The sequence below is a fragment of the Thalassotalea sp. G2M2-11 genome (assembly GCF_017168195.1).
Lineage (GTDB): Bacteria > Pseudomonadota > Gammaproteobacteria > Enterobacterales > Alteromonadaceae > Thalassotalea_E.
On the sequence record NZ_JADNYL010000001.1, the window covers coordinates 1,142,021 to 1,157,284 of the forward strand.

The 15,264-nt window shown below is 39.2% G+C and carries 15 protein-coding genes; 8 read left to right on the plus strand and 7 right to left on the minus strand.

Going from position 1 to position 15,264, the window contains the following annotated elements:
- Positions 1-43 precede the first annotated feature (43 nt).
- The gene (locus IV514_RS04895; protein ID WP_206483783.1) at positions 44-1,246 is read right to left on the minus strand and encodes a DUF3667 domain-containing protein; all 1,203 of its coding nucleotides are present in this window, start codon (positions 1,244-1,246) and stop codon (positions 44-46) included.
- Positions 1,247-1,407: 161 nt separating this feature from the next.
- Here IV514_RS04895 and IV514_RS04900 point away from each other — a divergent pair, with 161 nt between their 5' ends.
- Positions 1,408-1,956 (plus strand): YkvA family protein, encoded by a 549-nt coding sequence (locus tag IV514_RS04900; protein WP_206483784.1) that lies wholly within the window; start codon positions 1,408-1,410, stop codon positions 1,954-1,956.
- Between the two features lie 52 nt (positions 1,957-2,008).
- On the opposite strand, the gene IV514_RS04905 is transcribed toward IV514_RS04900, so the two are convergent.
- Positions 2,009-2,179 carry a hypothetical protein gene (locus tag IV514_RS04905; RefSeq protein ID WP_206483785.1) on the minus strand — a complete coding sequence of 57 codons (171 nt, stop codon included), beginning with the start codon at positions 2,177-2,179 and terminating at the stop codon, positions 2,009-2,011.
- A 216-nt stretch (positions 2,180-2,395) separates the two neighbouring features.
- On the opposite strand from IV514_RS04905, the gene IV514_RS17670 reads away from it, so the two are divergent.
- Positions 2,396-4,888 carry an EAL domain-containing protein gene (locus IV514_RS17670; protein WP_206483786.1) on the plus strand — a complete coding sequence of 831 codons (2,493 nt, stop codon included), beginning with the start codon at positions 2,396-2,398 and terminating at the stop codon, positions 4,886-4,888.
- Here the strand turns inward: IV514_RS17670 and IV514_RS04915 are convergent.
- The 5 genes from IV514_RS04915 to IV514_RS04935 all read right to left on the minus strand — a co-directional run bounded on the left by IV514_RS04915 (position 4,885) and on the right by IV514_RS04935 (position 9,490).
- Positions 4,885-6,480, minus strand: coding sequence for an MFS transporter permease (locus tag IV514_RS04915; protein ID WP_206483787.1), 1,596 nt, complete (start codon positions 6,478-6,480; stop codon positions 4,885-4,887). The genes IV514_RS17670 and IV514_RS04915 overlap by 4 nt on opposite strands.
- 103 nt (positions 6,481-6,583) lie before the next feature.
- Entirely contained in the window at positions 6,584-6,913 is a 330-nt protein-coding gene (locus IV514_RS04920; protein WP_206483788.1) for a hypothetical protein, read from the minus strand.
- Between the two features lie 234 nt (positions 6,914-7,147).
- Positions 7,148-7,738 (minus strand): peptidylprolyl isomerase, encoded by a 591-nt coding sequence (locus tag IV514_RS04925; RefSeq protein WP_206483789.1) that lies wholly within the window; start codon positions 7,736-7,738, stop codon positions 7,148-7,150.
- A gap of 16 nt (positions 7,739-7,754) precedes the next feature.
- Positions 7,755-8,327 (minus strand): YajG family lipoprotein, encoded by a 573-nt coding sequence (locus tag IV514_RS04930; RefSeq protein ID WP_206483790.1) that lies wholly within the window; start codon positions 8,325-8,327, stop codon positions 7,755-7,757.
- Between the two features lie 8 nt (positions 8,328-8,335).
- A complete protein-coding gene (locus IV514_RS04935) occupies positions 8,336-9,490 on the minus strand; it encodes a methyltransferase (protein WP_206483791.1) in 1,155 nt (384 codons plus the stop codon).
- Positions 9,491-9,619: 129 nt separating this feature from the next.
- On the opposite strand from IV514_RS04935, the gene IV514_RS04940 reads away from it, so the two are divergent.
- The 6 genes from IV514_RS04940 to fabV all read left to right on the plus strand — a co-directional run bounded on the left by IV514_RS04940 (position 9,620) and on the right by fabV (position 15,167).
- Positions 9,620-10,180, plus strand: a complete 561-nt coding sequence (locus IV514_RS04940) for an alpha-ketoglutarate-dependent dioxygenase AlkB (RefSeq protein ID WP_277601494.1) — start codon at positions 9,620-9,622, stop codon at positions 10,178-10,180.
- Between the two features lie 129 nt (positions 10,181-10,309).
- Entirely contained in the window at positions 10,310-10,633 is a 324-nt protein-coding gene (locus IV514_RS04945) for a BolA/IbaG family iron-sulfur metabolism protein (RefSeq protein WP_206483792.1), read from the plus strand.
- 154 nt (positions 10,634-10,787) lie between these two features.
- Positions 10,788-11,306 (plus strand): TRAP transporter small permease subunit, encoded by a 519-nt coding sequence (locus tag IV514_RS04950; RefSeq protein WP_206483793.1) that lies wholly within the window; start codon positions 10,788-10,790, stop codon positions 11,304-11,306.
- Positions 11,306-12,691 (plus strand): TRAP transporter large permease subunit, encoded by a 1,386-nt coding sequence (locus tag IV514_RS04955; protein ID WP_206483794.1) that lies wholly within the window; start codon positions 11,306-11,308, stop codon positions 12,689-12,691. The genes IV514_RS04950 and IV514_RS04955 overlap by 1 nt, the downstream gene beginning before the upstream one ends.
- Positions 12,692-12,736: 45 nt before the next feature.
- A complete protein-coding gene (locus IV514_RS04960) occupies positions 12,737-13,834 on the plus strand; it encodes a TRAP transporter substrate-binding protein (RefSeq protein ID WP_206483795.1) in 1,098 nt (365 codons plus the stop codon).
- A 139-nt stretch (positions 13,835-13,973) separates the two neighbouring features.
- A complete protein-coding gene (gene fabV, locus IV514_RS04965; RefSeq protein WP_206483796.1) occupies positions 13,974-15,167 on the plus strand; it encodes an enoyl-ACP reductase FabV in 1,194 nt (397 codons plus the stop codon).
- The last annotated feature ends 97 nt before the right edge of the window (positions 15,168-15,264 follow it).

Sequence of the window (15,264 nt, forward strand, 5' to 3'; positions counted from 1 at the left end):
AATAATCTAAGCCGGTGTCATTCACCGGCTTTTTTGTGTGTAATTATATTTCTACGGCTCCCCAAATAAGGGCAATAATTGCGGTAATAGCGATTAAAAATATATACAGTAAGCCAATTAAAAAGAACTTTATTGACGTTAGCACATAGCCTTGCTGATAAACCCGCTTTTGCATAATGAATAAATAAATTGGGATCCAAGCCATGGCTAGGGTAATGATAAACTGTAAACTATCGTTGATCAGTCCTCCGCTTAATGACAACACATCTTGAAACACAGAAATTAGCTCGATCATCAGCACTGTGAAAAAGATAAATGCATGACTATGAAGTGCTACCGTTAAATGTTCCATATAAAGACGATTTGAAAACAAGTACATTACTTTTAATAGCAAGGCAAAAATAGGCAAGAGAATAAACATCAATTGAGGAAGTTTTGAGATTGCTGCCTGCAATAGTTTTTTTCTGTCTTCATTTAATAATTTTGTTATTTTGCTTTCAATCAACTCGCTTTTTTCATTTAACTTTTCATTCTCTTGCTCAGATAAAAAAGGCAACGATAATGAGCCATCTGCGGCATTACCGAGCGAGAATTCAAGCTTGCCATCATTAGCGCTCTGATTTGTAGGTGCGGTTAACAAATCAGACGGCTGCTCGCTTGGTGGAGCTTGTGGTTTGATACTGTCATTGGCATTAATTGTCGCAAGCTCTTCTAATAAAACGTCTTTAGCTAAATTTAATTGGTCCGGAGTGTCACCCGCTTCCAGCTTATTAAGGTAGTCCTTTAGTTTGTCGATTTGCTGCGGATTGACTTGCTCTTCTTGAAGAGCGAGTAAGTTAATCTCTTTGCGAAACTCACTGATTTGTTCTTGGGTAATCGACTTTTTATTATCAATAATTTCACTGCTTTGGTTGAAAAACTTTAGTGAGAGGAAAAATACAATGCTAATAAACAGGTACAGTCTTAGTGGTGGGACATAATACACTCTTTTACCAGCAAAATATTGTAGTGTTAAAAATCCTGGTTTGAATATTAAAGGTAATAAAGTTCGGCTAGCTCTGGAATCAAAACTAAATATGTCATCTAGCAAGTGCAATATTACCAACCAAAAATAACGAATGGATGATTGTTCGGCTTGACCACATTGAGCACAATAAGGCCCGCTTAGTGGTTGGTTGCAATTTTCACACTGTGTGATTGCAGTTTTATTTTGCGATGTCGAAGGTGTTAAGTGCTTTGTTTCCATTGAAAACTCATTGTTAACTTGCGAGTGGAAAATTAAATAACTCGGTGGTTCTTTTATTTTCACACAAATTTTACATTTATTTTGCATTCATTAGTGATGCTTGGTCAATCTTCTGCTAGATTAAACTTAGGTACGATAAAGCCAACCGTAGGAGAATAAGAATGGCGTTTGAAGTGACTTTTGAATTATCTGACTCAGATCTGGATCATTTTCGTGAAGTAATGAAGAAGGCTCAACAAGGAGCCAAATCACTTTCACAAACCGATATTTTAAATAATGCCCGTAAATTGAGTGAGGACGTTAAAGGTGGGGTTCCTGCTTTTGTCAGTGAGCGAATAAAAAAATTAGAGACGCTTGTCGCTATGGTCGAAGATAGTGAGTGGCAAATCCCAGAAGAAGAAAAAATGGATGTGTTAACGGCTCTAGCCTATTTTAGTGATCCTGAGGATTTAGTGCCTGATCATATCCCTGCACTCGGTTTTCTTGATGATGCGATTATGATCGAATTGGTCGCTGAAGAGTTAAAAGATGATATCGAAGCGTTCGAAGAGTTTTGTGCCTACCGTGAGCGAGAACAAGGGCGTGCGGGTGATACCCCAATCACGACTGAAGACTGGTTAGATGCAAAACGTCGAGAATTACATAGCCGTATGCGTAACAGAAGAACAACACGTCGTGGTGGTCGTTCATCATTTCGCTCTATTTTCTAAATACGATTAGCTCGTATGATAACTAAAAGGCTGGTTGGTTATTCACCGCCTTTTAGTGCGTCACAAATAACATTATCACGAAAAAGCCAATGATGATGGCATTAAAGGCAAAGATATACAGAAAGCCTTTTAACCCTTGTTTTGCGGTAAAGCCTTTACTATTGAGGTAACTCCACCAAATGGCGCACATGATTAATGGTAATAAAAAGAAAAATCGGATCATATAATTCAATAAAAATATTTTATTTCAATATGATAGATTAGATTTATCAATATCGCTAGCCTTAGTTTATTATCGAATAATAACGAATTACAAAATATCACATAAAGTTTAACTCTATAGTAACATTTGCCGTAAAAATCTTTGATCTAGAACAAGGGTGGGTGGATTTTGTTCCATTAAAATAAGGGGGTATTATCTCAGCAAAATGGACTTACTGTGTCGAAAGAGAATATTGTTATTAACGCTTGCCAGATTGCCAATCCCAATTTATTAACCTGTCCGCCGTCGACACCTATTTTTGAAGCAGCCCGTTTGATTCAACAAAGAAGTACTAGCTCTGTGCTTGTGGAAGAGAATGGTGAAATTATTGGTATCTGGACTGAAGCAGACAGTACCAAAGTGTCTTTTGACGACTTAACCAACTTCCATTTACCCATTACTGAATTTATGAGCACCCCAGTAATTTCCATTCGAGAGCACACGCCAGTTCAAGAGATCATAATGGCTTTTCACAGACATCGTGTGCGTCACTTACTGGTAATTGATGAACACAATGTTCCTGTCGGTATCACTAGTCAAACGGATGTGATTAAAGTCCAAGGAGTTGAGCGTTATTTGCAAATGCGCAGCATCAAGGACAATTTTAATCCTCGCGTGCCGACGGTTGCAGGTTCTGCAAGTATCGATGAAGTAGCAATGTATATGGCAGAGTATCGCAGTACTTCGGCGATAATCAAACATGACGCTGGCAGTGAGTTTGGGATCATCACAGAGCGCGACCTATTACGTTTAATTGCCAATAAAGATAAAAGCCAAAGTGCCTGGCATCACGCTAAGAGGCCGTTATTAACCATTGATATTAATGATTCATTGTTTCAAGCCTATAACATGATCAAACACAACAGTGTTAGGCACTTAGTCGTTTGCAAACAAACAGAAATTGTTGGGGTACTTTCACTACAGCATATTCTTTCAGATATTGAAATTACTTATGTGCAAAAGCTAGAAGAGGTGCTGAGCGAGCGTGATAATGCTTTGAAAGAGTCGCGTAAGCATCTGTATTTTGCAGAAAAAATTATTGAAGAATCACTTGATAGCATCATGGTTACGGACAAAAATGCCATGATTGTCTCGGTCAACCCCGCTTTTACCGCACTTACTGGCTATCAGCTGAGTGAAGTGATCGGTCAGCCTGCAAGTATTTTAAGTTCAGGCATGCAAGATAATGCGTTTTACCAAAAGATGTGGTCATCGATCGAGCAAACGGGCACATGGCAAGGGGAAATATCCAATAAAAAGAAATCTGGAGAAGTTTATGTTGAGTGGCTCTCTATTGTTCGTTTAGGTGATGAAGACGATCAAGAGCATTTTTTTGCTGCGATATTTAACGATATTACCGAGCGAAAACGTAATGAACGACGTATTCATTCTTTAGCATTTTTCGATGGTTTAACCGGTTTGCCTAATCGACGACTCTTTGATGATCGATTTAATATTGCTTTGTCAACGGCGCATCGAAATAAACAGTATGTTGCGGTGTTGTTTTTGGATCTTGATCGATTTAAACAAATTAATGATAACTTAGGCCATAAAATTGGCGATGAATTATTAAAAGTGACTGCTGAACGCTTAACTGGCTGTATCAAAGAAGGAGATACAGTGTCACGCTTTGGTGGTGATGAATTTGTGGTATTGCTAACCGAAATGTCAACCATTGAAGATGTGATCAATGTGGTCAAACGTATTTCTACTGTGCTCAATGTGCCTTATGAACTAGACTCTCGCGAGTTACATGTCACATCATCTGTTGGTGTGGCGATATATCCAGATGATGGTGAAGATACCGATACTTTGTTAAAGCACGCTGATGTTGCTATGTACAAGGCTAAAGATAATGGCCGTAATTCATTTCAGCTTTATTCACCAGAGATGAACTTAGTGTCAATGGAGCGTTTGATTATGCAAAATTGCTTACAAACGGCATTGAAAAAACAAGAATTAGAATTGTATTATCAGCTGAAAGTCCATGAAAGTAATGAAAATATCGTTGGTATGGAAGCGTTATTACGCTGGCGAAATGATGATATTGGCCAAGTATCACCCGCACAGTTTATTCCGTTGGCTGAAGAACTCGGTTTGATCGTTGACATTGATCGTTGGGTATTAATTCAGGCCTGCAAACAGCGAAAACATTGGTACGATGAAGGAGTTGATTGTGGGGCGGTATCGGTAAATATTTCTGCCTTACATTTTAATCATGATCTGGTGTATGCGGTGGAACAAGCATTATCCATCAGTGATTTACCTGCTCATTTGTTAGAGTTGGAAGTGACCGAAAGTTGCTTTATTCAAAATATTGAAAATGCACAATCAATGCTCAAACAAATAAATCAACTAGGTGTTTCACTATCAATAGATGATTTTGGTACCGGCTATTCATCACTTAATTACTTATCTCAACTGTCTTTAGACACCTTGAAAATTGATGCTAGTTTTGTAGCAAATGTACCTGAAGACCCTCGTCAATGTCAGATTGTGAAAACCATTATCGCCATGGCTAATGCGTTAGATTTAGCGATTATTGCTGAAGGGGTTGAAACAAAAACACAGATTGACTTTCTCACTGAACATGGCTGTCATGTATATCAAGGTTATTATTATAGTCGTCCATTGAGTGCCCACGACACTCAAATTCGATACTTCAGCTAATTAGTATTTTGTTGTTCAATTAAGGCGTTCAGTGGCTTTCTGATGGAGTATAAAAATAGCAGGCTTGGGATCACCATCACAGAGGTTAAGACAAAAAATAATGCCCAATTGCCATCTAGCCAATCAACAATAATGCCCGAATATGAGCCTAACATTACTCGACCAAAGGTCCCTAATGATGCCATCAGTGCGTATTGGCTGGCGGTAAAGGTTTTATTACATAAAACTGACAACAGAGCGACAAATGCGACAGAGCCCCAGGCAGAAGTAAAACCATCAATAAAAACGGTGCAAGCAAATAACAGTTTGTTAGGGCCGACTATTGCCATTAAAGAGAAGAGTAAATTACTGGCAGACATGGCAATACCGCCAATGAACAAGCCCTTTAAAATACCATAACGAATAGTAAACACACTGCCAATTAACGAGAATACTATTGTGGTCGCCCAGTTGATCATTTTTGAATAATACGCAATATCTTCGTTGGAAAATCCCACTTCACGATAAAAAACTATCGACATACGTCCTAAATAAGCTTCACCTATTTTAAATAGAAAAATAAACATTAGTATCGAAAAAGCCAGCCGAGTACCGTTACGTTGAAAAAACTCTTGAATAGGGGCTACTAGCGTGGTGAGAAGCCAAGCCACTAGCCGGTCAACATGGCTATTTTTTTGTTGAATCTTTTGGCCATTATGTTGATGAATACGACGATTAAGCTGAGATAATTGTTGGCTAAATAGTATGAGCAAAGTCACGACAACTAAGGTAATTGTGGCAAACCGATATTGGGGATCAATAAGGCTATCAGGCCAATTGGGATAGCCAATATTGGCGTAAACAATACTAATAAAAATCATCGGGATGATTAGTAAAATACTTAATGAACGATGACCAAAATGCGGTAACACCGTTAAATATTTTTGCTCAATTAAATGTAGCTTGCTCTCACGGGTGCTTTTGGGTTCAGCAACGACTAGTACAGTGATCACCAACGCTGCCATGATGCCAGAAAGAATTAGATAAACTTCAGACCACTGCCAACTAGGCTGACTCACTAAAAGAAACGGGATACTTCCCAGCCCGGCATAGCCGGTCCACCAACCTGCGGTTGCCATCGCAGATCCTGCTGCCATAATATTATTATCGTTATCTGCTAATGAGTCGATACGGTAAGCATCAATGGCAATGTCTTGGGTTGCACCACTAATGGCAATTACTAACCCGAATGCTGCCATCAGATTCAATTGGTGTGAAGCATCAAGTAAACTCATTTGAAACGCCATCACAACTATGATGCATTGAGTGACAAAAATCCAACTGCGCCTTAAACCTAACCACTTGGTGATAAATAGCAATTTGACACGATCGGCAAGCGGTGACCAAAGAAAATTGATACTGTAAGCAACAAATATGAGACCAAACAACCCGATACTTGAACGGCTTAAACCATCATCTTTCAACCAACCTGTCATCGCAGAGCCTATCATGACCCAAGGAAAGCCACTGGCAATACCAAATAAGAATATAGTGAGTAAACGTTTATCTTTAAAATAGCTTAGGGTTTGAACGAGTGAGTGGTTAGCAGACATCTAATTGATAATATATGACGATGGAATAAAAGTGGCATCAGGTTATCAGAGTCATTAAAGCTTAAGAAGTCTTTTTATCAATAAATAGCATTAAAAATGCAGGCTAGGCAATGGGGCGCCAACCAATACAATCGATAGGGTAACTACCAATGCCATTAAAAAAATCAATGCATGTAGTCATTTCACTGCGAAAATATAAGTTAGAATGAAGCGCTTGCCCGCCGTGCAAAGAGAGTTCATGCATCACATGCCAAAATACACGCTCTTTGGCACTCCCTGGAGTTTCATCATTGACATTGAGCAAGGTCCACTCTTCCATGGTGTTATTTACAAATTCATCTAATTCTGTGTAATGTAATGCTTTATTTAATACAGCTTTTATATAGGCGCTTGTTTGCAGTATTTTTTCATTGATAAACTGCTCAATTATCATTTCTGACCTCTAAATGGTAAACATAAGGGAGATTGCCGAAAAAGAACTAAGGTGAGCGTATTTGGGTGATTATTCATCGCTATCTCTCACTACATTACTTATCGTAGAAAAAGCTGAATTTGTCAAAAAAATTCAGCTTGTTATATCGTGAAGTGTGAGAAGAGTATTGGTAATTAGTTGATTTTCATCAACAGATTAATCAAGGTGAATACTTGATATGATGATGAAAGCTCATTACGACGAGGCAGGTAATAATGTTGCTTTTTGTAAAATGACAGCTTCAATCGGGACATCATCCCAGCCTAGAGATTCACTGTATTGGGTTTTTACTTTGCCCATGGCTTCAAGTACTGCTTCTCCTTCGACAATAGTACCGAATACCGCATAGCCCCAGTCTCGTCCAGGATTTAAATTTTCATTATCGTTAAGATTGAAAAAGAACTGACGATTAGCCGAATGAGGATGACGTTCTTTTGCCATTGCGATAGTGCCTACAGTGTTTTTTAAACCATTACCCGATTCATTGACAATATCTTGGTTTACTTTTTTCATGGCATATTCAGTGTCATAGCCGCCACCTTGTACAATAAACTCTCCAATGATGCGGTGAAAAATAGTGTTGTCATATTCGCCAGCAACGACATACGAGAGAAAGTTATTAACGGTAATGGGCGCGCTGACTCGATCAAGCTCAACGATTATCACTCCCATGGAAGTCTCTAATTTTACTTTCGGGTAGAGGTTATCAGGATCGATAGTCGAACTTTGTGCTAGTGCCGTAATTGACCACCAGCATGACAATATAAAAGTAAATAGTTTTTTCATATTAGTTACACAAGAGTTATTGTAAAAATTGATAAATTTCGCTGTCATTTACGATTTGTTGTAATAGCGTTGACAGTTGCTGATTAAAGTCACGTTCTAATACTGCTAAATCAGCGTTAAATGCCCCTTCACTATTTAGCTTGGTATTATAGGTTTTCGTTAGTACTTGCTCACCAGATTTTACCCTAACGGTAAAAGTAAGTTGGGTGTTTGCCTGGTACTTTAATAACCCCTGTTGTACTTTCACAATGGCATTATTGATAATTAAGGTGATGGAATTGTTGGTGGGTGATTTTATATCTAAACCACTGCTTACCAATGCTTGAGTTAAATGTTCAGCGATGGTTTGCCCGAGATTTTCCTGACTGTTGATTAGCTCAGCGGCGGCATCTTCTTGGTGAATTTCAACTAAATGAATGGTATTACGTAAATCATCGACTAACACTTGTGCCGATTTTTGTTGATAGTGCTGGCCTTGAGTCATTACCGCTTGAGGAGCGATCACAAGTTGCTTTGCCGTCGTTGCACAACCGGAAGTTAAACAAGCTAAGGTTGTGGCTATTAATAAACTAAGAGAAGTTTTTTTCATTAAATATTTCATCGTTTTATCGCCGAAAGTATGACAAATTTTTGATTACTGGCAATGAGTTTTTCATTACCAAAAAGTCGTTTAAGTTTTATATGGTAGCCAAGTTGACGGTTACCAACAATACGTAATTCCCCTCCTTTTTTAAGGACACGGAAGCTGTCTTTGAACATTTGCCAGGCAATATGATCTGTCATGGCATTTTGCTGATGAAAAGGCGGGTTACATAAAACGACATCGGCACTGTTCGCGGGAAAATCTGCTAAACAATCATTCACGCTAAATTGGCAGTTGTCTATGCTGTTCGGAAAATTACTTGCGACATTCTCTTTGGCAGATTGTACGGCCATAAAGGATTCGTCAACAAAATGTAGCTGACAATCGGGCGCTTGAGCTAATAAGCTTAAGCCTATTACGCCATTACCACAGCCAAGATCTATCACTGTACTCTGCTTGTTATCCAATGTAGGAAGATGGTCGATAAACGCTCTTGCACCTATATCTAATTTTTCTCTGGCAAATACATTGGCATAGTTGGTGATTGCCAGCTTGGGAGATTCTATGTACCAGCGTTTATTTTGGCTAAAGTCTTCTTGCGGTAATTGTTGAGGATCATTATCAAGTTGACAAAATACCAGACGTGATTTTTTTACCGCCAGTGACGTTGTTGTGGTGCCGAGGTATTTTTCGAATATCTTTAAGGTTGAGGTTTGAATGTTTTTCGCTTTATCTGCTGCAATGAATACAGTGCGGTCATTAACCACTTTCCTTAATTGCTGTAGCTGCTCAACTAACAAAGTTTTACTTTTAGGAATTTTATACAGCACAATATCAATAGGGTGTGGAAGTGTATCTAAACTGGTTAATAACTTAGCGTGTGCAAGTGATAAGTGATTGTGCTCAGCATTGTGGAGCAGCCCTTGTTGACTGATAAAAGAATCTGTCACTATAAACAAGCTGTGTTCGGTAAAATGCAAGCTTAATGCGCCAAAGCTGTCATTAAACACTAAAATGCGTTGCTTATTGGTGACAAGTTGCTGCTCATTGAGGTAATTTATTAAGTACTCGTCAGCAGAGTCCCATGCTTGCAGACTACGATTAACTTGATTCGCTGGGTAACGCTCAAGGAACAGGTTTTTATCTTTGATTAAAAAAGGACTTATCATGACTACTGTAATATTTTATCGATCCAAAATGGACGGTAGTGGGTGAGTGGCTATTGTGCCAAAATAACTGAGTTGTCACTAGATTAATTTAGGCTTTATTTGTATTGGGAGTGAGTTATTAATATCGAGCTGACGGATGCTAATATACAGTATTATCCTAATTTTATTCCTTATGGCGAAAGCTTGCAGTGGCTATCTGTTTTGCATCAAGAGTTGCAATGGCGAACCGATCAACTCGCTATGTTTGGCAAACTGGTAAAACTGCCAAGGTTACAAGCATGGTATGGTGATGATTATCAGCAATATACTTACTCCAACCTTACGTTAACGGCATTGCCTTTTACGCCGAGTTTACTGTCTTTGCGTGAAAAGGTGAGCGATTTTTGCCAGCACCGATTTAACAGTGTCTTGGCTAATTACTATCGTGATCAACATGATTCTGTTGGTTGGCATAGTGATGATGAACCTGAACTTGGTGAGCAACCCACGATTGCTTCTTTATCTTTCGGAGCTCAACGTTTATTTCATTTGAAACATAAAGTCACTGGTGAAAAATATAAAATACCTTTACAATCCGGCAGCTTATTAGTGATGTCTGGACCAACTCAGCATTACTGGCAGCACGCCATACTGAAAACTAGGCGTGAACAGCCAATGCGTATTAATTTAACATTTCGAAAAATATATTAAAATTTTTAGTATTTTCTCCATAGGTTTAGCATGCATTGCTCAATAATAGCCGTCTAGACAGATGGCAGATTCATTGATAAATACTAAAATTGAATGAAAACATGAAGGCGACTGATTAGGGAATTTCACATGACTATAGAAGCTGTTATTGAACAAAAATTATTATCTGCTTTTTCTCCACTACATTTAGATGTTATCAATGAAAGCCATCAGCATAATGTGGCACCAGGGAGTGAATCACACTTTAAAGTGATCATAGTGTCAAACGATTTTGAAGGCGAGCGTTTGATCAAGCGACATCGTGCAATTAATTCAGCATTGTCTGAAGAATTATCTCAACATATTCATGCACTTGCATTGCACACTTATACAGAAAAAGAATGGCATGATTATTACGAAGCGAACACGCCATTATCACCCAAATGTTTAGGTGGCAGTAAAAAACGTGCTTAGCACATGGTTAACCAAACAAGTGTTTCTAACAGTTAAGCGATGAGCTAAGCACTTGTTTGGGTTTAATTCTTATTATTTTTGTAATAGTCTTTCCTCATTCCATTACAATCTCTTATCTGCCTAATGGATAAAATAATAATAAATAGGAAAATTGATGTTACTTCGATGGTGTAAATTTGCTATCGCCACAATAGATACCTTAACCGAATATACCGGAAAATTAATCGCTTGGCTGACCTTAATCATGGTGGTGCTAAGCTTTTCAATTGTGGTATTACGCTATGGTTTTAACCTAGGTTGGGTAGCGATGCAAGAATCGGTTTTGTATTTTCATGGGATCGTTTTTATGCTCGGAGCGGCTTTTACCCTCAAAGCCGATGGGCATGTGCGAGTAGATATTTTTTATCAAAAATTTACTCGAGTACAGCAAGCTTGGGTCAATTTACTTGGTGGTCTGCTGTTACTGCTTCCTGTTTGTCTGACCATTTTTTTTATCAGCTTTGAATACGTTTTAACCTCATGGCAAATCATGGAAAAATCCGCTGAAGCGGGTGGTTTGCCTTTGGTTTATATCAATAAATCTTTGATTTTACTGTTAGCCATCACCCTTTCATTGCAAGGAATTGCCGAAATCTTACGAAATATCATCGTCATCAAAGGGGAGCAGAGCTAATGGAGTATCTCTCATTACTGATGTTTGTTGTGGTATGTTTGGTATTGCTGTTGGGCTATCCCGTTGCATTAAGCCTAGCCGGAACTGCCTTGTTGTTCGCTGGCGTTGGCTCGCAGTTTGGTGTGTTTGAATTTAGCTTTTTACATGCCTTACCTAGTCGTATTTATGGGGTAATTAATAATCAAACTTTATTAGCTGTTCCTCTGTTTGTGTTTATGGGCGCCATGCTTGAGCGCTCAAAAATTGCGGAAAACTTGCTCAATGCCATGTCGGTGCTTTTTGGGCGCTTTCATGGCGGTTTAGGCATCTCTGTTACGCTCGTTGGTATGTTGCTTGCCGCTAGTACAGGAATTGTTGGCGCCACAGTTGTCACCATGGGCTTATTGTCTTTGCCAACCATGTTAAAGCGGGGATATAACCAACAATTTTCAACGGGGATAATTTGTGCGACAGGCACGTTAGGCCAAATCATACCACCATCAATCGCTTTAGTATTACTAGGTGATGTCTTATCCAGTGCTTATCAAAAAGCACAGCTTAAAATGGGTATTTTCAACCCAGAAACAGTCTCTGTTGGTGATTTATTTGCAGGTGCTGTGATCCCCGGGCTAATTTTAGTGGGCTTATACACGCTTTATTGTTTGTTATACGCCATGTTAAAGCCTAAAGAGGTTCCAAATTTAACCGTAGAGGATATTGAAAAGATACAGCAGGGCAGGTCAAAAACTGGCCTTATGCTGTCAGCGCTTGTCCCACCTATCACACTTATTTTTGTGGTCTTGGGCTCAATCTTGTTCGGTTTCGCTACGCCAACAGAAGCGGCTGGTGTTGGCGCCATGGGCGCCACCTTATTAGCTTTAGCTCAACAACAGTTATCTCGGGTTAATCTGGTTGCGGTGATGGAAAGTACGGTAAAAATTACTTCTATGGTGTTTTTGATTTTAATCGGTGCTGGCTTGTTTTCACTCGTATTTAGAGGTTTTGGTGGTGAAGAATTGGTACATGGTTTGTTTAATCAAATGCCTGGTGGCGTTGTTGGTGCGACACTCATTGTGATGTTAGTGATTTTTCTTTTGGGATTTATTTTAGATTTTATTGAAATTACGTTTGTTGTTGTACCTATTGTTGCCCCCGTGTTATTAGCGATGGGCTTAGATCCTATTTGGTTAGGGATAATGATTGCCATCAATTTACAAACGTCATTTTTAACGCCGCCATTTGGTTTTGCTTTGTTCTATTTACGAGGTGTCGCTGATAAAGCAATCCGGACCTCATCGATTTATCGTGGCGTAGTGCCCTTTATTATTATGCAGTTGTTGTTACTATTAGCGTTAGCTATTTGGCCAGATCTCGTCACTTGGTTGCCAAGTGTGATTTATGGGTGATAATTTTTACCTTGGTGAGTTACTTATTATAAGGGATAGAAAAATATGAAAAAAACCTTGCTCAGTTTAGTTGCTTTGCTTAGTTGTAGTGTCGCCTTTTTATCGGGGTGTGGCCAAGACAAAACATCACCACAATCCGTGCAGGCTGAGCCTGCTAAAACATATCAATGGAAGCTAGTCACTTCATGGCCGAAAAACTTTCCTGGTTTGGGCTTAGGGCCTGAAAAATTTGCTCAATATGTTAATGAGATGAGTGCGGGACGCTTAACCATTAAAGTCTATGGTGCCGGTGAGCTTGTCCCTGGCTTTGAAGTGTTTGATACGGTATCGCAAGGCACCGCACAAATGGGGCATAGTGGTGCGTATTATTGGAAAGGGAAAATGCCAGCTGCGCCTATTTTTAGTGCGATTCCTTTTGGTATGACTGCGACTGAATTTAATGCCTGGTTACATTATGGTGGTGGTCTTGAATTATGGCAGGAGCTTTATAAACCTTTTGGTGTTGTGCCTATGGCCGGTGGCAATTCTGGTGCTCAGTTTGCTGGTTGGTTTAAGAAAGAGATCAACAGTATTGACGACCTTAAAGGATTAAAAATGCGCATTCCAGGCCTAGGGGGGGAAGTACTGAAACGAGCGGGTGCGATTCCTGTCACCTTAACCGGTGGTGAAATTTTCTCCTCATTACAAAGTGGTGCCATTGATGCGTCAGAGTGGGTGGGGCCATATAATGATTTAGCGTTTGGTTTTTACCAAGCGGCTGATTATTACTATTCATCGGTATGGCATGAAACAGGGACAAATTTAGAGTTTATTATCAATGAAAAAGCGCTTAGGGCATTGCCTAACGATTTACAAAAAATCATTGAAGTTGCCGCTAAAGCGGTCAATGAAGACATGCTTGATGAATATAATGCGCGTAATAACCAAGCACTACAAACATTAGTTAATACCCATGGCGTGCAACTAAAAAAATTCCCTAAAGATGTCTTAGTCGCACTGAAAGGTTATACCGATGAAGTGTTAAAGGAACAGGCCGAAGCCGATGAAAACTTTGCAAAAATTTGGCAATCTTACAGTGCTTTTTTGCAGTCGATGCGTGACTATCATGATTTAACACTGAAGGCGTATTTTGAGCATCGATAGCTAACAGTAGGGGCTTACCATTTACAAAGAAGTGCATCAGTAAAATGTGCTTCTTTAACTGCTCATACCTCTTATTTCGCTCAGCGGAGTAAACTATGCAGCAACTTTTACTCGATAATTAAATTGAAAAGGCGATCTTATGGTCATCAAACCTAAAATTCGTGGTTTTATTTGTACGAATGCTCATCCCGTTGGATGTGAAGCTCATGTTAATGAGCAAATTGAATATGTAAAAAATCAAACACAAGCAGATAATAAACCAAAAAATGTCTTAGTGATTGGTGCTTCAACTGGTTATGGTTTAGCGTCTCGCATCACTGCTGCCTTTGGTAATGGTGCAAGTACCTTAGGGATCTTTTTCGAGAAGCCACCAACAGAGAAGAAAACAGCTTCAGCAGGTTGGTATAACACCGCAGCGTTTCAAAAGGCTGCAGATAAAGCAGGGCTTTGGTCAAAAAATATTAACGGTGATGCTTTTTCTCACGAGCTAAAAGCGAAAGCGATCGAGGTGATCAAAGAAGAGTTAGGCCAAATTGATTTGGTGATTTATAGCTTAGCTTCTCCTCGTCGAACCGATCCTGATACTGGCGAAGTCTACTCTTCTACTTTAAAGCCTATTGGTGAGAGTGTGACCACGAAAAACTTGAATACTTCAAAACGTATTATTGATTCAGTGTCAGTTGAACAAGCCAATGAAGATGAAATTCAAGGTACCATTGATGTCATGGGTGGCGCTGACTGGGAATTGTGGATCAAGGCATTGTCTGAAGCTGGCGTATTAGCAGATGATTTTAAAACTACTGCCTATACCTATATTGGTAAGAAATTAACTTGGCCAATTTATGGTCACGCGACAATAGGTCGAGCAAAAGAAGATTTAGATAGAGCGGCAAAGGCAATTTGTGAAAAATCAGCTGCGGTAAACGGCAAAGCGTATGTGACGTCGTTGAATGCGGTGGTTACTCAAGCCAGTTCAGCGATCCCAATCATGCCTTTGTATATTTCTGCCATGTTCAAGGTGATGAAAGCTGATGGCACTTATCAAGGCTGTATTGAACAAATTCAAAGCTTGTTTAAAGAAAACCTTTACGGCGAAAAGCCGCGTTTAGACGAAGCAGGGCGCTTGAGTCAAAATTACAAAGAACTTGAAGATAGTGTGCAAGATCGCGTTCAAGAGATCTGGGACAGCGTTGAGACAGAAACCATTGATGAACTGACTGACTATGTTGGTTATCACAATGAGTTCTTAAAATTATTTGGTTTTGGCATAGATTCGGTTGATTATGACGCGGATGTCAGTCCTTTAGCGGAAATTAACCATTTAATTGACTAGTTTTGTCAAAAATTTACTTTTGAAAAGGGCAATGTTTTTAAAACTTTGTCCTTTTTTTTTGACCTAAAATAATAAAACTTACCTTTTCGTGTAAAAA